Origin of the sequence: Undibacterium sp. Ji49W, assembly GCF_049340205.1 — a bacterium.
Taxonomy (GTDB): domain Bacteria; phylum Pseudomonadota; class Gammaproteobacteria; order Burkholderiales; family Burkholderiaceae_D; genus Undibacterium.
On record NZ_JBMPOW010000023.1, the window covers coordinates 58,004 to 78,652 of the forward strand.

General features: G+C 52.1%; 19 protein-coding genes. 11 read left to right on the plus strand and 8 right to left on the minus strand.

The window, feature by feature from the left end:
- Positions 1-75 precede the first annotated feature (75 nt).
- Positions 76-1,131 carry a rhomboid family intramembrane serine protease gene (locus ACO0LK_RS23525; RefSeq protein WP_422979407.1) on the plus strand — a complete coding sequence of 352 codons (1,056 nt, stop codon included), beginning with the start codon at positions 76-78 and terminating at the stop codon, positions 1,129-1,131.
- Between the two features lie 15 nt (positions 1,132-1,146).
- Here the strand turns inward: ACO0LK_RS23525 and ACO0LK_RS23530 are convergent, their stop codons facing one another.
- Positions 1,147-2,379: a hypothetical protein gene (locus tag ACO0LK_RS23530; RefSeq protein ID WP_422979409.1), complete on the minus strand. Its 1,233-nt coding sequence runs from the start codon at positions 2,377-2,379 to the stop codon at positions 1,147-1,149.
- Between the two features lie 112 nt (positions 2,380-2,491).
- On the opposite strand from ACO0LK_RS23530, the gene ACO0LK_RS23535 reads away from it, so the two are divergent.
- Positions 2,492-3,121: a tRNA-uridine aminocarboxypropyltransferase gene (locus tag ACO0LK_RS23535; RefSeq protein ID WP_422979411.1), complete on the plus strand. Its 630-nt coding sequence runs from the start codon at positions 2,492-2,494 to the stop codon at positions 3,119-3,121.
- 80 nt (positions 3,122-3,201) lie between these two features.
- Here the strand turns inward: ACO0LK_RS23535 and ACO0LK_RS23540 are convergent, their stop codons facing one another.
- Positions 3,202-3,900, minus strand: a complete 699-nt coding sequence (locus ACO0LK_RS23540) for an NADPH-dependent F420 reductase (RefSeq protein WP_422979413.1) — start codon at positions 3,898-3,900, stop codon at positions 3,202-3,204.
- Between the two features lie 111 nt (positions 3,901-4,011).
- Here ACO0LK_RS23540 and ACO0LK_RS23545 point away from each other — a divergent pair, with 111 nt between their 5' ends.
- A complete protein-coding gene (locus ACO0LK_RS23545) occupies positions 4,012-4,923 on the plus strand; it encodes a LysR family transcriptional regulator (RefSeq protein WP_422979415.1) in 912 nt (303 codons plus the stop codon).
- A gap of 107 nt (positions 4,924-5,030) precedes the next feature.
- Here ACO0LK_RS23545 and ACO0LK_RS23550 read toward each other — a convergent pair whose 3' ends face one another.
- The 4 genes from ACO0LK_RS23550 to groES all read right to left on the minus strand — a co-directional run bounded on the left by ACO0LK_RS23550 (position 5,031) and on the right by groES (position 10,024).
- Positions 5,031-5,468, minus strand: coding sequence for a nuclear transport factor 2 family protein (locus tag ACO0LK_RS23550; protein WP_422979417.1), 438 nt, complete (start codon positions 5,466-5,468; stop codon positions 5,031-5,033).
- Positions 5,469-5,718: 250 nt separating this feature from the next.
- On the minus strand, positions 5,719-7,701 hold the full coding sequence (locus ACO0LK_RS23555) for an OPT family oligopeptide transporter (RefSeq protein WP_186947446.1): 1,983 nt from the start codon (positions 7,699-7,701) through the stop codon (positions 5,719-5,721).
- A 338-nt stretch (positions 7,702-8,039) separates the two neighbouring features.
- Positions 8,040-9,692 carry a chaperonin GroEL gene (gene groL / locus ACO0LK_RS23560; protein ID WP_186947447.1) on the minus strand — a complete coding sequence of 551 codons (1,653 nt, stop codon included), beginning with the start codon at positions 9,690-9,692 and terminating at the stop codon, positions 8,040-8,042.
- 41 nt (positions 9,693-9,733) lie between these two features.
- Positions 9,734-10,024, minus strand: a complete 291-nt coding sequence (groES, locus tag ACO0LK_RS23565) for a co-chaperone GroES (RefSeq protein ID WP_110257032.1) — start codon at positions 10,022-10,024, stop codon at positions 9,734-9,736.
- A 450-nt stretch (positions 10,025-10,474) separates the two neighbouring features.
- On the opposite strand from groES, the gene ACO0LK_RS23570 reads away from it, so the two are divergent.
- The gene (locus ACO0LK_RS23570; RefSeq protein ID WP_422979420.1) at positions 10,475-11,590 is read left to right on the plus strand and encodes an ABC transporter substrate-binding protein; all 1,116 of its coding nucleotides are present in this window, start codon (positions 10,475-10,477) and stop codon (positions 11,588-11,590) included.
- Positions 11,591-11,607: 17 nt separating this feature from the next.
- Positions 11,608-12,897, plus strand: a complete 1,290-nt coding sequence (locus ACO0LK_RS23575; protein ID WP_422979422.1) for a diguanylate cyclase — start codon at positions 11,608-11,610, stop codon at positions 12,895-12,897.
- Here ACO0LK_RS23575 and argP read toward each other — a convergent pair.
- Positions 12,883-13,785 carry an HTH-type transcriptional regulator ArgP gene (argP, locus tag ACO0LK_RS23580; RefSeq protein WP_422979424.1) on the minus strand — a complete coding sequence of 301 codons (903 nt, stop codon included), beginning with the start codon at positions 13,783-13,785 and terminating at the stop codon, positions 12,883-12,885. The genes ACO0LK_RS23575 and argP overlap by 15 nt on opposite strands.
- 259 nt (positions 13,786-14,044) lie before the next feature.
- Here argP and ACO0LK_RS23585 point away from each other — a divergent pair, with 259 nt between their 5' ends.
- The 6 genes from ACO0LK_RS23585 (at position 14,045) to ACO0LK_RS23610 (ending at position 19,621) form a co-directional block, all read left to right on the plus strand.
- Positions 14,045-14,650 (plus strand): LysE/ArgO family amino acid transporter, encoded by a 606-nt coding sequence (locus tag ACO0LK_RS23585; protein WP_422979426.1) that lies wholly within the window; start codon positions 14,045-14,047, stop codon positions 14,648-14,650.
- A 66-nt stretch (positions 14,651-14,716) separates the two neighbouring features.
- Complete coding sequence (locus ACO0LK_RS23590; RefSeq protein ID WP_422979428.1) at positions 14,717-15,100, plus strand: hypothetical protein; 384 nt, start codon at positions 14,717-14,719, stop codon at positions 15,098-15,100.
- A gap of 111 nt (positions 15,101-15,211) precedes the next feature.
- Positions 15,212-16,639, plus strand: a complete 1,428-nt coding sequence (locus ACO0LK_RS23595) for a TolC family protein (RefSeq protein WP_422979430.1) — start codon at positions 15,212-15,214, stop codon at positions 16,637-16,639.
- A gap of 23 nt (positions 16,640-16,662) precedes the next feature.
- A complete protein-coding gene (locus ACO0LK_RS23600; protein ID WP_422979432.1) occupies positions 16,663-18,075 on the plus strand; it encodes a multicopper oxidase family protein in 1,413 nt (470 codons plus the stop codon).
- A gap of 131 nt (positions 18,076-18,206) precedes the next feature.
- Positions 18,207-18,881, plus strand: coding sequence for a hypothetical protein (locus ACO0LK_RS23605; protein ID WP_422979434.1), 675 nt, complete (start codon positions 18,207-18,209; stop codon positions 18,879-18,881).
- 224 nt (positions 18,882-19,105) lie between these two features.
- A complete protein-coding gene (locus tag ACO0LK_RS23610; protein ID WP_422979436.1) occupies positions 19,106-19,621 on the plus strand; it encodes a hypothetical protein in 516 nt (171 codons plus the stop codon).
- Between the two features lie 140 nt (positions 19,622-19,761).
- Here the strand turns inward: ACO0LK_RS23610 and gluQRS are convergent, their stop codons facing one another.
- Entirely contained in the window at positions 19,762-20,646 is an 885-nt protein-coding gene (gene gluQRS, locus ACO0LK_RS23615; protein ID WP_422979438.1) for a tRNA glutamyl-Q(34) synthetase GluQRS, read from the minus strand.
- Between the last annotated feature and the right edge of the window lie 3 nt (positions 20,647-20,649).

Genomic DNA, 20,649 nt, shown 5'->3' on the forward strand with positions numbered 1-20,649 from the left:
AAGCCTTTCTTCAGGTTTGCTTTCAGCGAATAGTAATTTCATTCAAGAGCGGTTGCTGTTTTTTGAAAATAGACGATGCAAAAATTAAAACCGTATTCCATCACCTCAATCGCGCTTATCGGTATTTGTATCGTTGTTGCCTTGTTGTCCAGGCTGGGGGAATCTGAAGAGTTTTTGCGCACGCTGTTTATTGCCGACCCTGATCATCCCGGTTTGTCTGACGTGTTGTCAGGACAAATTTGGCGCTTGATTACTCCCATATTTATCCACTTCAATTTTATGCATATTATTTTCAATATGCTCTGGGTATGGGATCTGGGGCGCCGGATTGACAGGGAAAAGGGTGCAAGATTTTATATAGGCTTTGTAGTTGTTAGCGCAGTGGTGTCCAATCTTGCGCAGTATGTTGTTTCGCAAAGCCCATTTTTTGGTGGTATGTCCGGTGTCGTGTATGGCTTGTTTGGTTACCTGTGGATACGTGGGCGACTCGATAAAAACTTTAATACCGGCATGCGCAAAGAAACCGTGCACATGATGCTGGCCTGGCTGGTTTTATGCTGGACAGGATTATTGGGGCCTATTGCCAATTGGGCGCATCTGGCGGGCCTTTTGGTCGGGGTGGTCTGGGCTTATCTTGAAACCAGATTTACCGATGTCACAAACATCGCACAAGTGGCAGACCCCACCAGATTATCCGGCAAACAGAATCTGGTCTATCTGTCGTCAGCAGATATTTTAAACATTGAAGCGCAAAGGTCGTGGGTGAAAGAACATTATCTACCCGATGCCCAACATAAATTTGATACTGCTACTGGCAAGCTGCACATCATCGACGCGATATTGCGTCAGAAACCACTTGCGGCGCGGCCACAGCAAGAACAGGATGCGCTGGAAATTGTCTTTGCTGACGCACTGGTACAGGAAACGGGCTTGGGATGGGCAACCATCGACGATGACGATCGTCGAACACTGGTATTGGTCACGGCCGACGCACCCTTGGTGATTTTTGGGCTTGTTCCCGCTACGAGATTATTGTCGGACAAGGGACTGCCGGAGGTCGCAGAAGTATTTGCTACAACGGTTCAATCCATACGCCAAATGATGCAGGAGAGAGCAACACCGGTGCCCTGACTCCTGCATGGTTAATCAGGGCAGAGCAGTTGGTTTTGCCAGATAGCTCGATGAATAGGTCTTGAACTGACCACCATCAGTATTGATATTGGTCTGGTTGACTTCACCGGCGCTGAATACTGCACCTATTGCACCCACCGCCACCATTTCACTGGTATGCGTCAGGAAGTAGCGCACGCGGTTGTCGCGCCACTTCAAGGCAGAACCAAACTGGCTGGATGGCACGCCCAGCGGTGTTTGCCACCACAATACCGGCAATTGCAAGCCCTGGTAATAGGTTTTGGCAAGCGCGAAATGTTCCTTGAAATTGGGCGAAGTGATATTCGCTTCATCCCAGTACCAGGGCGTGTCCAGACGGGTGCAATACGAAACTTGTGGCGTGTTTTCAAAACAGCCGGCATCCCGGTCCAGGGTTTGCATGACGATGAAATCCGCTTTATCTGCACCCAGCTTCTGCATATAGGACAAGGCCGTGGTATGCAGATCACCAAACAGCGCAGGCGGGAAACCGACATAGGCATTCGGTGCATATTTTCTGGCGATCTGCATCAGGCACTGGGCAATTCCGGTCACGCTGTTTTGCAGGGTACTGCAATCAGCATCAATATTGACCAGCGCAAATACGGTCGATGGGTCAGCATTATTGGATGCCCTTTGGGTGTAACCCCAAAAGTCAGGCTCAAAATTCACTAGCGCAGGTTTGCCATAGGTTTTCAGTTGCTGGAACAGCAGGCGAACATTGTTCCAGTAATTTTTCATGAAGGTGGTGTTGCTCAGTCCGCTCAGGTTACCGTCACCATTGCTGGCCATCTGGTAGAGCGTGAACATGGGCACTGCACCCATGGTATCGGCGTTTTTGGCGACGATCTGCACATAGGCACCGGAAGGGCTGTTCCAGGTTGGCCAGGAACCATCGCCCACGCCCACCAGATATTGGTCATAAATGTCGGGGGTAATGGCCTGTTTTTGAATATCAGCCAGCTCTGTCGTACCCAGGCCCACCAGGAAGCGTGAAGGCTTGCCCAGCTTGACAGCCAGGGCTGCTGCTTTTTTCTCCAGCGTGACGACAGTGGTGCCTGTTGTCGTGCCTGTTCCGGTAGTAGTACCAGAAGTCGTGCCCGTCGTTGTGCCTGTAGTTGTTCCGGTCGTTGTACCTGTAGTCGCTGCCGCAGAACCACCACCACCGCCACCGCCGCAGGCACTGATAACAAGCAACAGGCCGGTGGCCAGCAAATAAGGAATTTTCATAAAAGAAGGCAGAGTGCGTCAGAGTATCTGCTCATGATAGTCGAAGCCATCGCGGCTGGGCTTAAACCGTGTTTAGCTTGCCGATAAAATAACAATCCTTCACAATGTTGACATGCTGAATCCCTCAACCAAACGTAGCCTTTGCCCGCATTGCCGTCGGCCCGTCATTGCCTGTATTTGCCAATGGGTAACAAGTATTGCCAATATGCCGGACGTGTTGATCTTGCAGCATACGCTGGAAGTGAACAACGCCAAAGGCAGCGCACGTCTGCTGCACCTTTGTCTACAGACATCCAGTCTGCTTGAAGGGGAACAGTTTGAAGAAACACATTTGCGCTCCCTGCTGCATGCAGGTGATAGACAGCCCGTCCTGCTCTACCCATCCACCACACAAAATGATGCTGATGACTTGCAATATGAAGCGCCAGAATTTTTAATGGATGGGCATACCTTGGCCAATCTGCGGCTGGTGATACTCGACGCCACCTGGCGCAAAAGTCGCAAGATGCTGTACCTGAACCCGCTGCTGCAACAACTGCCGCGCCTGAGCCTGCAAGACATGCCAGCCTCACACTACCGCATACGCAAGGCGCATGCGCCGGATCAGTTATCGACGCTGGAGGCTACTTGTTATGCATTGATGCAGCTGGAGCAGGAAGAAGAAAAATATCAGGCGCTGTTGCAGGCGTTTGATGGGTTTGTCGGACAGCAGATTGGGTTTCGTATTACTCGTGGACTGTAATAGTTACAGTTACAGTCCACTCGTGCTTAATAATTCCTGGCTAAGAGTCATAAATATAATCAAGGCGGCGCGGTCAGGGATCAGGCTGGTGATTCGTAAGTGCCAGGACTATTCACGGTCGCTCGCCATTCGGGTGTCCGTTCCTGACTTGCTTCTGCTAGTGCCTTGCGAACCCCGGATGCGTTGTAGTCCTTCAGGTATCCCGGTGAGCCCGGTTGCTGGCGCCATGATTGGGCTATTGAGCCTGCGTCAACTGCTTCAAAACCTATTTCTTCGACAAGTTGCATGACGATTGCTTTAGCTTTCATATCATCGCCAGCGACTGCCAGCGCTACGCGGTCGGTATGCGTATCAGGCTTACCCTTGTTGAGCAGGTGGTCGGCAAGTATGCTGTTAAATACTTTGATAACTGGACGTCCAAGCTGTTGCTCAACCCAGGCGCTTTCTGTCATTCCCGCCTCAACTTCAACGATCAAACCATCACGGTGCTGAGGATAATAGTTACTGGTGTCGATGACAATCAAGTCTGTAGACGCATTGCGGAACAGGCTTTTGGGAAGACCGGCGACGGCTATCATGGGAATCGTGACTACCACTATTTCACTATCTTGTACTGCTTGTGTGATGGTCGCTGGACGGGCACCTGTTTCATTTGCCAAATCTTGCAGCGAAGTTGGGCCACGTGAGTTGGCTACTGCCACTTCGTGCCCCGCCTTGGTGAACAGGCGCGTCAGTGTGCCGCCTATATTGCCAGAACCTATAATTCCGATTTTACTCATGATTTCATTCCTTTTGTAAAGCCCATCTGGAGCTGAGACGATGATATTATTCCTATCGAAATCACGCATAAATATCGATCTGAGTATGTGTGTAACAACCAGGAGTGTGGAATGGACAGGCTCGCAAGTATGGCTGCCTTTGTCAAAACGGTGGAAATCGGGTCTTTTGCCGCCGCTGCCATTGCGCTGGATATGTCGCCCCAGATGATTGCCAAGCATGTCGCTTGGCTGGAAAGCCGCCTGGGTACACGCTTGATCAACCGGACAACCCGGAGGCAGAGCCTGACGGATATAGGTAAGCTCTATTACGACCGGTGCAAGATGGTGCTGGCGGATGTCGACTGGGCTGATTCGCTTGCCGACGAGGTAAGGGGAGCGCCGAAAGGGCGTTTGCGTATCAATGCACCTGTGTCGTTTGGCACGCATGCGCTGACACCAGTCATCGCCCGCTACTTGACGGAATATCCGCAAGTAGAGATTGATCTTGTGCTGAGTGATCGCTATGTCGATCTGGTGGAGGAGGAGTTTGAGGCTGTGTTCCGTATAGGGCGTTTGAGCGACTCGAGCTTTATCGCGCGCCAGCTTGCACCATTTCGATTGGTTGCTTGTGCGTCGCCTGACTATCTATCAAAAAAGGGTGTGCCCGAGACGCCGGATGATCTGGAAAAACACGAATGCCTGGCTTATGCGTCCAGCACTGGGGCAACAGCCAGTGAATGGCGTTTTATGCGAGGCGAAGAAAAATACCAGGCACAGGTCAGGCATCGCTTGCAACTTAATGACGCAAAGGCATTGTTGGTTGCCGCCCTGAATGGCGCAGGAATAGCCTACATCGCGGAGGATCTTGCGCGAGAAGATTTACGCTCAGGGCGTCTCATTAAAGTCCTGCCTGAGTATGAAACACCATCGCGGTCTGTGCATCTTATCTACCATCCTGATCGCCGACAAACACCTAAGTTAAAGAGTTTCATTGCCGCGGTGATGAACGAGCTTGGCGCATCGCCTCCAATGACAACTTGTTGATCGGTTATCACTTGAATTGAATAGCTTTCTGTTTCTAACGTGACGAAATCGAAATGCGTTAATTTCAGGAGGGAAACGTGCTAGCCAGGATCTTATTCCAAGATCGTTTAACTGCTTTTCTTCGGTTTGCTATACCAAAGCGCATTCACAATAATCCAGCGGTTTTCATATTTGCCCATGTGGAAATAATCGACAAACCACGGTGTTTCCAGACGTACTGATGCTGCTGTGTCGGTTACGTCGAGGACGGTGCAGGTGCGGCTCCATTCTGCACGGGGTGTTTTAAGGGCACCTGCTTTGGTCAGGCCGACCAGTTCTTCTTTCGACATGCGCCGCAAGCCCAGGCGTTCATCCGGCGTGTCGCCAATCACTGAACGCTTGGCCAGGTCTGGATGCAGTGACCGGGCTACGCGTTTGGGGTCTGCTTCCAGTTGGCCATCAATATAGTCATAGCAAGTCGCTTCGATGGCGGCCAGGGTTGCCGCATCGACGTTGGCGGCCGGACTGGCAACCAGGGCAGTGGCAAGAAATGCAGAAATGGGCATAGTCTTTGGTTCCTATATTTGAGAAAACTGATTTGAAATCTGAAATGAAATCTCGAACGTTTGTCGCTTGATACGGGGGAATTGTCTTGCCTGCTGCTACCTGAATGAATGGCGTCACTTTAACTTGACCTGGGATATCTGCGTTTGTTCCTGACATTTGATAATTTTTTTTTGCCCGACAGCTTGTTGGCGGATATTTTCGTGTAAAAAAAAGCCCCGCAAAAGCGGGGCTTGGAAAGTCAGCTTCTGATCAGATCAGTACATTGATAATCGCGTTACCTATACCTATCAATGCCGCACCAGAGATCAAACCGGCGCAAATAGGTTCGCAACCTTCTACCCAGAAATCATAGCCTTTGCTGCCAGGTGTGCTGTTGCGCTTGCCCATCCACCAGAATATCGCTGCACCTATCCACATCGCCAGGCACGATTCTGGCGGCAGGATGACGCCCAGGCCGATGGAGACGGCGGACAACGGGAAGCGGCCCTTGGTGAAGATGCGTGCACCTTCGATCAGGCTGGCGGCGACTGCTGCCACGATAATGGCGGTAATGGCGGAGGATGGCAGGCTGCTGAAGCCTTTGGCGATCAGTTCTGCCACGCCTTTCCATTGCATCGCGCCGGGAAAGGCAAACTTGTCGGACACGATGGTGGCGGTGGAACGTACACCATTGGCATCAGGCGGCAAGAACAGCAGGAAGTACAACGGTACGCACGCCAGTGCACCGGAGAAGATGCCGATGATATGGCCTATCGCCTGCTGTCTTGGCTTGGCACCCAGCATATAGCCAGGCTTGATGTCGGACAGCAGGTTGGATGCATTCGACGCCACTTCGGCAGTCATGCCGGCAGGGATGAGGTTGTTGGCCGGATTGGCACTATCAATCGCCCCCATGCTGAACTGCGTGATTTTTGACAGGGTGCTGGTAGGTGTCCAAGAGGTCAGTGCCATTGCATTGGCGCAGATGATGGTCAGGATAAATACCAGCGGCAGGGTGATGATGGACATGATCCATGGCACACCAAAGAAGGCATGCGTGGTCCAGGCGGCCAGTATGCTGAAGATAGGGATGCCGATGTAGGAAATGATCAGCGGCACTTCAATATGATCCAGAATATTGCTGCCCTTGTCTGCAACCTTATTCTTGTCTGCCTTCTTGAAGATACTGGTGAACAGTTCGGGCTTGGCAGCCAGGCTGATGAAGGACGCCACCACCATCATGGATACCGCCCACCACAGACCCCACTGATTGACGATCTCGGTGCGCGAGATAGGTACGATCTTGCCGCTAGGAGCGATGCGTTCGATAATGTCACCGCGCTGTATCATCCACGGTGCCAGAAAGACGAAGTTGATGATGGCACCCAGCAAGACGCTGCTGGCAACACGTATGCCCATCAGACCGCCGACGCCCAGCATGGCCGCATCGAGGGTGAAACGCAGGCCCAGTGCACGGAAATCGGTGCCGAGGATCTTGGGGATCAGTAAATCGTATTTGACGGCAGCGGTGTAATAGTAATGATCGACGCGTTCCTGGAAATGCCAGGCTTCTGTCATGCTGGTCCATTTATCCATGCGCAGGATTTTGAACTGTATCAGCTTCATCCAGCCATCGCTGGTGATCATCTGGTAAATCGCAGTCCACATGGCGGTAAACGCCATCAGGCGTGCCTTGTACATGCCGCTGGCGGCTTCGCCAGTGTACACCGCATCCAGCACCACGCCGCATGCGCGACCTTCGGGGAAGGGCAACTGGTCTTCATTGATGAAGCGGCGCTTCATGGGAAAGGCAACCAGCACCCCCAATATGGAGCAGACGCTCATCCACACCACCAGGTGCCACCAGGTGACCACGGTGCCGCTGATCAGCATATAGGCTGACAGCACGGTGTTGAGCGGCATGGTCATGTAACCGGCGGCTGTCGCGATGGATTGGGTGCAGTTGTTTTCAAGGATGGTGAAATCCTTGGCGATACCCAGATTGGCAAGTATCTTGAAAATCGCAAAGGCCAGGATGACGGATGTCAGGCCCACGCCTATGGTAATACCGGTTTTGGCACCGATGTATAAAGCGGTGGCAGACAGGATGCCGCCCAGCAGAAAACCGGTGAATGCCGAGCGTATGGTCAGTTGTGCCATATCGCCACGGTAAATATTGGTGAACCACCACTCGTCCTTTTGGGCGCGAGTCCAGGTCCGGATCTGCTCGTCGCTTAATTGTTGCAGCGCCATATTGTCTCCAAAACGGTTTGTCGGAATTGATGTGCCGGAATATCGGCCATGGGCAAGCGCTATTTTTCTGCAAGATCATTGCAAATTTGAAACGCCAGCCCTTCAATATGAAAATTTTCTTTCAAGTGCGGCAGTATCCAAGCCACAGATGTTTTCTGTCAAGCAGGCGATGGAAAAATTGGTTTTCTGGTGTTGTTCTATATGATTTATAGCGAAAATTGCATGTTGAAATGAGGATAGCGAGTATGCAGGGGGATGCACAGACAACAAAAAGCCCCGCAACTTGCGTTGCGGGGCTTTGAGCAATGCGACTCTGTGTGAGTAGCGAAGTGCAGCTATTACATCATGCCGCCCATACCACCCATACCGCCCATGCCACCCATATCACCACCACCCATGCCGCCTGCTTTGTCTTCAGACAATTCAGCAACCAGAGCGTCAGTAGTCAGGATCAGGCCAGCAACAGATGCTGCATTTTGCAATGCAGAGCGAGTTACTTTAGCTGGGTCCAGAATACCCATTTCTATCATGTCGCCGTATGTGTCATTGGCAGCATTGAAGCCGTAGTTGCCTTTGCCATTGATGATGGCGTTCACAACAACGCTAGGTTCGCCACCGGCGTTAGCAACGATTTCACGCAGAGGTGCTTCGATTGCTTTCAGAACCAGTTTGATACCTGCTTCTTGATCTGGATTGTCGCCTTTGATGTCGCCAGCAGCTTGACGTGCGCGCAGCAGGGCAACGCCACCGCCAGGAACAACGCCTTCTTCTACGGCAGCGCGAGTTGCGTGCAGAGCATCTTCAACGCGTGCTTTTTTCTCTTTCATTTCAACTTCAGTTGCAGCACCAACTTTGATCACAGCAACGCCGCCTGCCAGTTTGGCAACGCGTTCTTGCAGTTTTTCACGGTCGTAGTCAGAAGTTGCTTCTTCGATTTGCGCGCGGATTTGTTTAACGCGTGCTTCGATACCTACAGCCTGGCCAGCGCCATCGATCACGGTGGTGTTTTCTTTACCGATTTCGATGCGTTTAGCTTGGCCCAGATCAGCCAGAGTAGCTTTTTCCAGTGTCAGGCCAACTTCTTCAGCAATCACTTGACCACCGGTCAGGATAGCGATGTCTTCCAGCATGGCTTTGCGACGGTCACCGAAGCCTGGAGCCTTGACAGCTGCAGTTTTCAGGATGCCACGGATGTTGTTCACAACCAGAGTTGCCAGCGCTTCGCCATCAACATCTTCAGCGATGATCAGCAGTGGACGGCCGGATTTTGCAACTTGTTCCAGTACTGGCAGCAGGTCACGGATGTTCGAGATTTTTTTGTCGAACAACAGGATGAACGGGTTTTCCAGGATAACGGATTGTTTTTCTGGATTGTTGATGAAGTATGGTGACAGGTAGCCACGGTCAAACTGCATACCTTCAACGATGTCGAGTTCGTTGTCCAGGGATTTGCCGTCTTCAACAGTGATCACGCCTTCTTTGCCGACTTTGTCCATTGCTTTTGCAATGATGTCGCCGATGTTTGCATCGGAGTTGGCAGAGATGGAACCAACTTGAGCGATTTCTTTGTTGGTTGTTGTTGGCTTGGACAAAGTTTTGATTTCAGCAACGATGGCTGTCACCGCTTTGTCGATACCGCGTTTCAAGTCAGTTGGGTTGAAGCCAGCTGCTACATATTTGAAACCTTCGCGAACGATGGCTTGTGCCAGAACGGTCGCTGTGGTTGTACCGTCACCAGCATTGTCAGAAGTGCGGGAAGCCACTTCTTTCACCAGTTGTGCACCCATGTTTTCCAGCTTGTCTTTCAGTTCGATTTCTTTAGCAACCGAGACGCCGTCTTTAGTGACTGTAGGTGCGCCGAAAGAGCGTTCCAGAACAACGTTACGGCCTTTAGGGCCCAGGGTGACTTTAACTGCGTTCGCCAGGATGTTGACGCCATTAACGATCTTCGCACGTGCGTCATCGCCAAAAATTACTTGTTTAGCTGCCATATTAATTCTCCGAATTCTTTAATTGATATCGTGGATGCCGATTACTTCTGTACGACCGCGAAGATATCTTCTTCACGCATCACCAGAACTTCGTTGCCGTCAACCTTGACAGCCTGACCAGAATATTTGCCGAACAAAACGCGGTCGCCAACTTTAACGTCCAGGGCGCGCACAGTACCGTTGTCCAGCAATTTGCCAGGACCAACAGCCAGTACTTCACCTTGATCTGGCTTTTCAGCAGCAGCATCAGGCAGAACGATACCGGATGCAGTCTTTGTTTCTTGATCCAGGCGTTTCACGATCAGGCGATCGTGCAGGGGACGAAGGTTCATACAAGCTCCTTTAAATTTGCGAGTAATTACTATTGGAATTCAATTAAGCTGGGGAAAGACTTGTTAGCACTCTCTCCCAACGAGTGCTAAGTATATGGGCGAGCTCTATGCTTTTCAAGACAGAAAAATGGACTAAATTAAAATTTCCTTAAAAATCATGCGTTTATGATGTCAAAACCATGATTTTTAATATACTTAAAGCAATGATTTCCGCGTCATCAATAAAAATGTTGCCGTATGGTAAATGTGAGTTTTTGTGACTTGATCGTTTTTGTTGCGCTAAATCATCGAAAATACTGCCTATAAATTAAGCGAAGTGTTTGAGCTGCCAGTGCATGTGGCGGGCAAATCGCCTGAATAACTAACACCGGTGCAAATGCTTGATGCCTGTGCGGCAAACGAGCCGTTTGGCTGAATAAGCCTGGCAGACCGGGCGCGCGGAGGCTTCAAATGTGGTGGGTAAGGTTGTGTGCAGCGTTCTGCTGTGTTATCGGCGTGGGTTTGCCTGCTTCGGCATTGGCCATGTCGGTCACTTTTCTGAACCCCGGAAAATCAGATGAAATCTATTGGGTGACTGCGGCCAACAGTATGGCCGCAGCTGCCAGCAGCCTTGGTATCAGGCTGGAAGTCTTGTATGCCGAGCGCGATCACCTGAAACCCCTGGAATTTGCCAGACAGATTGCTGCCCGTCCGGCAGCAGCGCGCCCTGATTATGTGGTGCTGCCAAATGATTATGCGGTTGGGCCAGAAGTATTGCGCACGCTGGATGCGGCAAATATCAAGACTTTCTTTGCCTACAGCGGCATTACTGAACAAAGTGAACGCGCCATAGTCGGTCGTCCGCGCCAGATCTACAAGAACTGGCTGGGCAGTCTCGAACCCAGGGCAGAAGACGCAGGTTATATTACCGCCCGCAAGCTGATAGAACGTGGTCGTGCTGAAAAATGGACGGCGACTGACGGCAAGCTGCATTTGCTGGCGATTGCCGGGGACCGTTCTACCACCACTTCCTTTAAACGCACCGAAGGCATGCGCCGTGCCGTAGCCGAAACCAGGGACGTTGTACTGGATCAGATAGTCTACGGCGAATGGAGTCGTGCCAAGGCACAGGAACAAAGCATGTGGCTATACCAGCGCTATCCGCAGACGCGGCTGATCTGGACCGCCAATGACCTGATGGCATTCGGTGCAATCGAAAGCTGGCGTGTGCGTGGTGGCAATCCAGGGCGTGATGCCAGTTTTAGCACCATCAATACCTCATCCGAGGCATTTACTGCGCTGGAATCTGGATCGCTGACAGCCTTGTCTGGCGGCCACTTCATCGCTGGGGCATTTAGCCTGGTGATGCTGTATGACTACCACCATGGCAAGGATTTTATTAACGAAGGTCTGGAGCTGGAACGTTCCATGTTTATCTTATTTACGCCAGAAGAGGCCCGCCTTTTCCAGAGCAGGTTCGGCGACATGAATTTTTCCCGTGTTGATTTCAGAAAATTCAGCAAGGTTTTCAATCCGGCTGTAAAAAAATATAACTTCAGTTTTCGCCAGTTGTTGGCAAAAATGTGATCGCTACAGATGTACCTATGAATACCGCACCCTTACAATCCATCGCCAGTTTGCTGATACGCCGCGTCTTCGCATGGGTGATCCTGTGCGTGATCGCCATCAGCGGCTTGCAGGCATGGATGAACTATAGGGCGATAGAAGACAATTTCAACATGTCGGTGAACGATGTGGCGCATGCCCACTTGCCGTTGCTGTCAGTGGCGATATGGGATATTGAACCGCATACCATACAAAAACAGATCAAACTGATATTGAAAAATACCACGATCGCATATGTAGTAATACGTGCCAGCACCGGCCAGGAATTTGTTGGTGGCGATGCCAATCGCATGGCTGGTGGTCAGCACATTATTTTTGAAATTCCGGCACCGACGGATGCGCAAAAACCGGTAGGTACCGCCGAGTTTGTCGTCGACAGAACCATGCTGAAAAATGAGTTGTGGCGCAGCCTGATCATTGTCGTGCTGGGCGTGCTGGTCTTGTCGATATTTATTTTCGTGGCGGTAGTGGCGATTTTGCGGCGCGACCTGGAACGCCCCATGCGGCAACTGGCTGATTTTGTCAAAAACCTACAGGCGAATAAAATTTCTACCAGGCTGGAATTGCAGCTTGAACCCGGCCATATCTATAATGAAATTGACCTGGTGGTAGATGGCTTTCGCACCATGCAGGCCCGTATAGAAAAGCATATAGCCAACCAGGATGCGCTGGTGTTAGAGCGCACCAGGCAACTGGAAACCGCCATGCAAACGCTCAAGCAATTGTCGATTACCGATGGCCTGACAGATTGCTATAACCGCCTGCTGTTCAATGAACGCATGCCGGCAGAAATACAAAGGGCCGTGCGGTATGGCCGTGATGTGTGCGTGGTATTTTGCGACATCGATTTTTTCAAGAATGTGAATGACCAGTATGGCCATGCCGTCGGCGACAAGGTGCTGGTGACCTTTGCGCAAAGTCTTAAGGCAGAATTACGTGCCGAGGTGGACTGGGTAGTCCGTTATGGCGGTGAAGAATTCATGATCATACTGCCAGAAACCGGCTTGCAAGCCGCCATCGAAGTTGCTACCCGCATTCGTGAACAGGTAGAGTTATTGACGATTGCCTTGTCCGATGGCTATGGCCTGCGCATCACTGCCAGCTTTGGTGTCGCAGAATTGCGCGCCGGCGACACCGTTGAAACCCTGGTTCACCGTGCCGATCAGTGGCTGTATTTTTCCAAAACGCATGGCCGCAACCAGGTCCAGCCCAAAGATGACCAGCACGTCGTTCCAGAGAGTAAACCTGCCACCCTAAGCAGGCTGTAACAGCACCGTTCTTGCCCGCCGTATCAACAGTTCAGACATGCGCGTCAGCCTGGGCGTCTGCACCTTCCAGCTATGCCAGTACAGATTGACATCTACCGGGTACGCGGGCATCAGCCTGACCAGGCTTTCCTTTCCCGGCATGGCACGCAGCATGATATCGGGGATGACACCCCAGCCCAATCCCAAGACGATGCTGCGGTTATAGGGCGTGGTGGCCGGTACAAAATGCGTGGGGCAGGCATTTTCCTGCAAGCCGAAATGTTCCAGCAATATTTGCGACTGCAATTTGTCCTTGCGATTGAATGTCAGCACCGGTGCATGGCGCACGGCTTCACGCGTCATCCCTTGTGGAAACCAGCGTTCACAATAGGCCTGGCTGGCAACCGGCAGGTAACGCATGATACCCAGCGGTGTCGCCTGGCAGCCGCGCATAGCCTGCGCCTCGGCTGAAATACAACCAAGCACCATGCCACTTTCCAGCAGATCATGGGTATGGTCCTGATCATCGATCAATACTTCGAGCAGGATGTTCTCTGTGATCAGAAATTCTGACATGGCGGGCAGAAACCAGCTGTCCAGGCTATCGGCATTGACGGCAATCGCAATGCGGATGGCGGCGCTTTGCTGGCCAGCAAATTCAGTCTGCAAATCCTGTTCAAGCTCGGCCACGCGGCGCAAGTGCTGCACCAACTTTTGCCCGGCGTGGGTGGCACGACAGGGGCGGCTGCGTATCAGCAGGGTATTTCCCAATTCCATTTCCAGTGCCTTGATGCGCTGTGAAATGGCCGAACTGGTCAGGTTCAGCGCTTGCGCCGCCTGCTCCAGGCTGCCGTGATCAATTACACTGAGGAAGGCTTCGCACTGGCGGCTGTCTAATCGGGGTTGCATTGGTTTTTGTTTATGGTGTTGTCGTGATTTGGGTGAAGACCTCTCAACACAGAGACACAGAGGTACAGACAAGAGAAAAGAAAGTTATCGTATTCGATGTCAATACGGTCATTTTATTCAAGGAATTTCAAATAAAGTTTTTCATTGAAATTAAGAAATTTTAATGAATTCGTAAATATTTTAAATTAACTTCATTTTAATGCCTTTCTTGCCCAGAATTCCAGTATGGAACAAACATGAAACAAACTGGAGCAAGAGAATGTTGACTTTTATACTCAAGGGCATGGGCATGAGTGCCGGGCTGATCATGGCGATTGGTTCACAGAATGCGCACGTACTGCGCATGGGGCTGCGGCGTCAGCATGTGGGGCTGACGGTGGTGATTTGTATCGCCTGTGAAATACTGCTGATACTGGCGGGCGTGGCGGGTGTCGGCGGCGCGATCAATAGCCAGCCTTTCTTGCTGGCGCTGGCGCGCTGGGGCGGGGCAGCGTTTCTGCTATGGTATGGCTTGCGCTCCCTGCGTGCAGCATTCCAGCAGCAAAGTCTGGTGACAGCTGCTGGTGACCTGAATCTGACCGCAGGCAAGGCAGTTTTGGCGGTACTGGGGGCAACCTTGCTCAATCCGCATACCTACCTCGACACCGTGGTGCTGCTGGGTGCTATCGGTGGGCAACAGCCCGGTGACGGTAAATACTGGTTTGCCCTGGGTGCCGTCCTGAATGCCACGATCTGGTTTGCTGCCCTGGGCTTTGGTGCACGCTTGCTGGCACCGCTGTTTGCCCGCCCTGTAGCCTGGCGCGTGATGGATACCTTGATCGGTGTGGTCATGCTCTTGCTGGCAGCGAATCTGGCCCTGGCTTGAGAGTAAACTGCATGGTTATTGCGCCAGTTGTTTGTTGAACCGCAGGATTTGTGATAACTTCTGCGCATGAAATCCACCTGGCGTTATCTGATTGCTTGCCTGTTGCTGGTCTTGCTGCCCCTGCAAGGGTTTGCTGTCGCCAGCAGGATGGGCTGCGCCATGGATATGCCGGTCAGCCAGGCAGTGGCAAGTGCGGTGGACAATGAACACTGCCAGCCTGCAATGTCCAAACAGACAGATGCCAAATCTGTCCATGATGGCGTAGGCAAGACCACCTCAGCCCACGGCAATTGCAAATCATCCGCACCTTGCTGCATGGGCATTGCCTTGATGCCAGCATTGCAGGGCATGGTTTTTATTCCCTTCCATAGCGATGCACAATCGCTGCCGGTATCCCTGCCTGCTTCCGTATCGCCAGCCATGCTGGAACGTCCTCCCAGGTTGATCTGATCTGAACCTGGCTGACAGGTATGTATTTGCATGCCTTCGTCCACCAGTGCTATCTATGCCATCTCATTCAACCCGTCCCTAAGGGTAAAACACGTTTTCTACGAGGACTTCATGTCTCATATTCATTATCGCTATCTTATTCCGGCGCTGATCCCGGCCATCCTGCTGCTTGGTGGCTGCGCCAGTTTTGATATCGACCAAAGTACCCAGCAAATCAACCAGCGCTATCCTGCTTATACCCAGGGGCAGTTGGCGCTGGCCAGCAAGCCGGAACAGCAAAAAGACCGGCAAAACAAGGCGGACGCTTTCTTGCGTGATCCGCTGTCACAAGACGCTGCCGTGCAAATTGCATTGCTCAATAGTCCGGCCCTGCAAGCCCTGTTGGCCCAGCATCAGGCCAATGCAGCAAATGCAGTACAGAGCGCACGTATTGCCAACCCTGTGTTTAACTTTGAACGCAGCCGCCAGGGGGGGGAGCTGGAAATTGGCCGCATGCTCAGTGTCGGCCTGCTTGATCTGCTCAGCCTGCCGCAAAGACAGACCATGGCGCAACACAGTCTGGCGCAAGCGCAGACCCAGTTAAGCCTGGATGTGATAGACCGTGTCAGCCAGGTGCGCGTGGCCTGGGTCAAGGCTGTGGCAGCACAACAGAGTCTGGACTATGCCAAACAGGTGGTCGATGCCGCCGATGCCAGTGCCGAACTGGCGGGGCGCATGCACAAGGCGGGCAATTTCAATACCTTGCAGGCAGCACGTCAGCAGGCGTTTCAGGCAGATGCCGTGGCCCAGTTCAGCTTTGCCCGCCATAACGGCCTGGCAACACGTGAAGAACTGGTGCGTCTGCTGGGTTTGCATGACGCGCAGGAAAAATCTCTCAAACTGCCAGAGCGTTTGCCAGATTTGCCAGTCACACCCGTGGCAGCAGAAACGATAGGGCCACAAGCCACAAAAAACCGTCTCGACATCCAACTGGCAAAGCAGCAACTGGCTGCCGCCGCAGCCCGCCAGGGTCTGAGCCTGGTCAGCAGTTTTACTGACATAGAACTGGGTGTACGGCGCAATACCATCTTTGATGCAAGCGGACATAGCGAGATCAAACGCGGTGTCGAAATCAGCCTCAGCCTGCCAATATTTGATTGGGGTGATGCACAAAGAACTGCCATGAATGCGAATACCCTGGCAGCCAGTTATCGCCTGCAAGACACGGTCAATAATGCAGGCTCGCATTTGCGCGTCAGTTATTCCGCCTATCGCAGCATGTACGACATCGCCAGGCAATACCGGGACGACATACTGCCGCTGCGCAAGCGTATCTCGGCAGAAAATCAGCTGCGTTACAACGGCATGTTCATCAGTGTGTTTGAATTACTGGCCGATACGCGCGAACAAATCAATAGTGTGCTGGCTGCCATCAATGCTGAACAACAATTCTGGCTGGCCGATGCCGCCTTGCAGGCAGAACTGCTGGGCCGCCCCAGCTCATCAACAGCCACAATGAACCCCATATCATCATCTGCCCCGGCAGACGCTGCGCATTGAAGCCCTGGCGAGAAGGAAATAAAATGAATTCAAGAAGAGATTTTTTCAAATTCGCCGGTATTGCCGGTGGCGCATTGGCCGCGACAGCCGTCAGCAAGGTGGCACTGGCAGCCTTGCCAGAAGCCGTCAGTCAAAGCAGCCCGGACACCATGCCGCCACTGCAACCCAAAAATGGCCGTCCCTATAATCCCGTGGTGACATTGAATGGCTGGACCCTGCCATGGCGCATGAATAACGGCGTCAAGGAATTTCATCTGGTGGCCGAACCCGTGGTACGTGAAATGGCACCCGGCATGAAAGCCCATCTGTGGGGGTATAACGGCCAAAGCCCCGGCCCTACGATCGAAGTGGTGGAAGGCGATCGCGTACGCATTTTTGTCACCAACCGCCTGCCAGAACATACCAGCATGCATTGGCACGGCCAGCGTCTGCCGAACGGCATGGATGGCGTATCCGGTCTGACCCAGCCATCAATACAGCCAGGCAAGACCTTTGTGTATGAATTTGTGGCGCGTCGCCCCGGCACTTTCATGTATCACCCGCATGCCGATGAAATGACGCAAATGGCCATGGGTATGATGGGTTCATGGGTCACCCATCCCAAAAATAAACATCCACAGATTGATGAGGTAGACCGTGACTTCATCTTTTTGTTGAATGCCTATGACATAGAACCCGGCGCCTTCAAACCGAATATCATGACCATGACCGATTTCAATTTATGGTCATGGAATAGCCGCATCTTCCCCGGTATTGATACCCTGAATGTGCGCAAGAATGACAGGGTCAGAATACGCGTAGGTAACCTGACCATGACCAATCACCCCATCCATATTCACGGCCATGAATTTACGGTGACGGGCACCGATGGCGGCCCGGTACCCAGGACAGCACGCTGGCCAGAAGTGACGACGGATATTGCCGTAGGCCAGATGCGCCAGTTGGAATTTATTGCAGATGAAGAAGGCGACTGGTCCTTCCATTGCCACAAGAGCCATCACACCATGAACGCCATGGGACACAATGTGCCGTCGATGATAGGTGTCGATCACAAAGACGTGGCTGAAAAGATCAACAAACTCATCCCGGCATACATGACCATGGGTGACAAGGGCATGGCGGACATGGGGGCGATGGAAATGCCACTACCGGATAACACCATTCCCATGATGACCGGCGAGGGGCCATTTGGTGGGCTGGAAATGGGCGGCATGTTCAGTGTCGTCAAAGTACGCAAGGACCAGAAGCCAGGTGATTATAAAGACCCGGGCTGGTACCAGCATCCCAAAGGCACGGTGGCCTATGAATATACCGACCCCGTTGCAGATGCACCGCGTCAACCGGCAGATGCACATGCCGGGATGAAGCATGCTGCCCCTGCTACACCAGAAGTGGAAGTACAGGTCAGAAAGCCGCAAGGTCATGGCGGGCATTGAATCTGTTCAGACCATTGAAGTCATTATGGTCATGTTTTTTTCTGTTTGATTTGTGACGAGAAGTAAAAGAATGATAAAGCCGTCAGCCCCGGCTTTATCATTTTCCGGATATATCCATCTGCCCAGTTAAAATGAAAAAAATCCCCGCGCTGTACACGTTGTGCAAAGTCTTCCTTCCACTTTTCCTGGCGCTGTGCAACCAGGCGCATGCCGAACAAATTGATCTGGATGATTGCGGCCTGTTGACCGCCAAACCCCTGCGTGCCGACTTTCAGGATTGGTTGGACAAGAGCCGTAAACAGGCATCTGGTGGCAATGCCGACGCATTGAAAATGCTGGCTGCCGAAGCGAATAACCGCCTTGCCTGTTTCGAAGACTTACTGACCGATAATTCACAGTGGTCGATGACGGTCACCGGCAAGGATGGCGGCAGTGAAACCAGATCGAATACTGGTATTGCCGATATCAAAAAATATGACGATGCCTATGCGGCACTCAGGGATGCAGTCAGCTATATGCATCAGGCAGGCAGGAAAGACCCGGCGTATCGCGGCATGTCGGCACAACTGGTGCTGCGTTATGTGACGGCCTTGCCAGAACGTGTAGAAACCGCCTATGAAGATGTCAGTGGTGCCAATCAGCTCGAATGTGTGATGAAGCGAAAATTTGCCAATCGTGACCCACAATATGCTTGCCCCATGCATCGTACAACGATGGCACAACTGGGCGTTAAATTACCCGCAGGCCGTCGTGCCGTGCTGGATGCCAAAGGGCAGCAATGGGCTGCGGATTTTGCGGCGAAATAAATACTCTTGAAACAAGATAATTCATTTGTGGGTTGGCGTACAGACCGGCAAACTCATTCCGTGCACTCTCTTGCTTACATTCAATGCAATGCGTAGTGCTGTCAACAGATGTTGACTTCAAACGTTATAGACATGTAGGGCATCAACAAGTTGGTTTGCCTTGATGCTGCTTTGGATTTGGCGAATTTAGCAAACTTGTGCAGTGTGACGAAATGGAATACATCATGAAAAATACTTCAATAAAAAAGGCGCTGTTTTATGCTGCTGCAAGTGCCGCATTATTGATGAGCAGCCATTCTCAGGCGCAAAACGTTGGCGTGTCCGTGCAATTTGGACAGCCCGGGTTTTACGGTCATGTTGATATCGGTAATTTCCCTCAACCACAAGTGTATTATCGTGAACCCCGCATAGTGCAAAGGGTCTCCGTTGTGCAGCCACCGCTATACCTGGTCGTGCCGCCCGGCCACAGAAGCAGATGGGACAGGAACTGCTATCGCTACAATGCCTGTGATCGCCAGGTCTATTTCGTGCAGGAAAACTGGTACAACACGCAAGTAGTGCCGCGTTACCGTGACGGCTATTACCGTGGATACGATGACAGACGTGATGACAGGCATGGCGATTACAGGCGTGACGAAAGACGTGGTGACGACAGGCGCGGCGATGACCGCCGTGGTGACAGACGTGGTGACGATCACGGACGTGGCAACGAACACGGTCGTGGACATGACAGGGATTAAGCGCTGATAACTCAAGTAACAACAAGGGCCGCATTGCGGCCCTTGCTTTTAGAACTCACTCAATTTATGAAATGAGTTCCAGTCATTGCTGCCGGCTGTTTTTGATAGCTATTATCAAGGGCACAAAGGGCAGCCAGAATCTATTTCAACACTATTTTCTCTTTCCAGGCCTGTATTGCCGCACGCCAGAAGGTGGGAATATCCTCAACGGCTGATGCCATTTTCAAACCCAGAAACTGCGCCGCCGGTAACAGTGCTTCGTGCAAGACATCATTGTCACCGCGGTCAAATGCCAGTGCACCAGTTTGTTTCGACAGTTTTTCACCTTCTGCATTGGTGACTACCGGCACATGCAGATAAGTAGGGGTGGGCAAGCCCAACAACTGCTGTAAGTAAATTTGCCGGGCAGTTGAATCGATCAGGTCGGCACCGCGCACCACATGGGTGATGCCTTGCGCCGCATCATCCACCACCACCGCCAATTGATAGGCCCAGAAGCCGTCAGCCCGTTTCAACACAAAATCCCCAACTTCAGTCGCCAGGTTTTGCTTTTGCGTTCCTGCCAGTCTGTCTTCAAATGCAAACACCTGATCCGGCACGCGCAGTCGCCAGGCGCGTGCCGTTTTTCCTGCAACCAGACCGTTACGGCAAGTGCCGGGGTAAATCTGGCTGGCAGTTTCACCCAGACGCAGGCGTGAATCCGCGATTTCTTTGCGTGAACATGAGCACGGGTATAAAGCATCGCCCAGTTGCTGCAAGGCCGCTTCATACAGCGGCTGACGCTGACTTTGCCAGGTGATTTCACCATCCCATTGCATGCCGCTACGTTGCAGTGATGTGATGATATGCTGATCGGTACCTTTGACGTTGCGGTCAAAATCCAGGTCTTCCATGCGCAGCAGCCACTGTCCATCATGCGCTCTGGCATCCAGGTAGCTGGCCATGGCGGCAACCAGGGAACCCATATGCAAGGGGCCGGTTGGTGAAGGTGCAAATCGTCCTGTATAAACTTGTTTTGCTTGCATGAA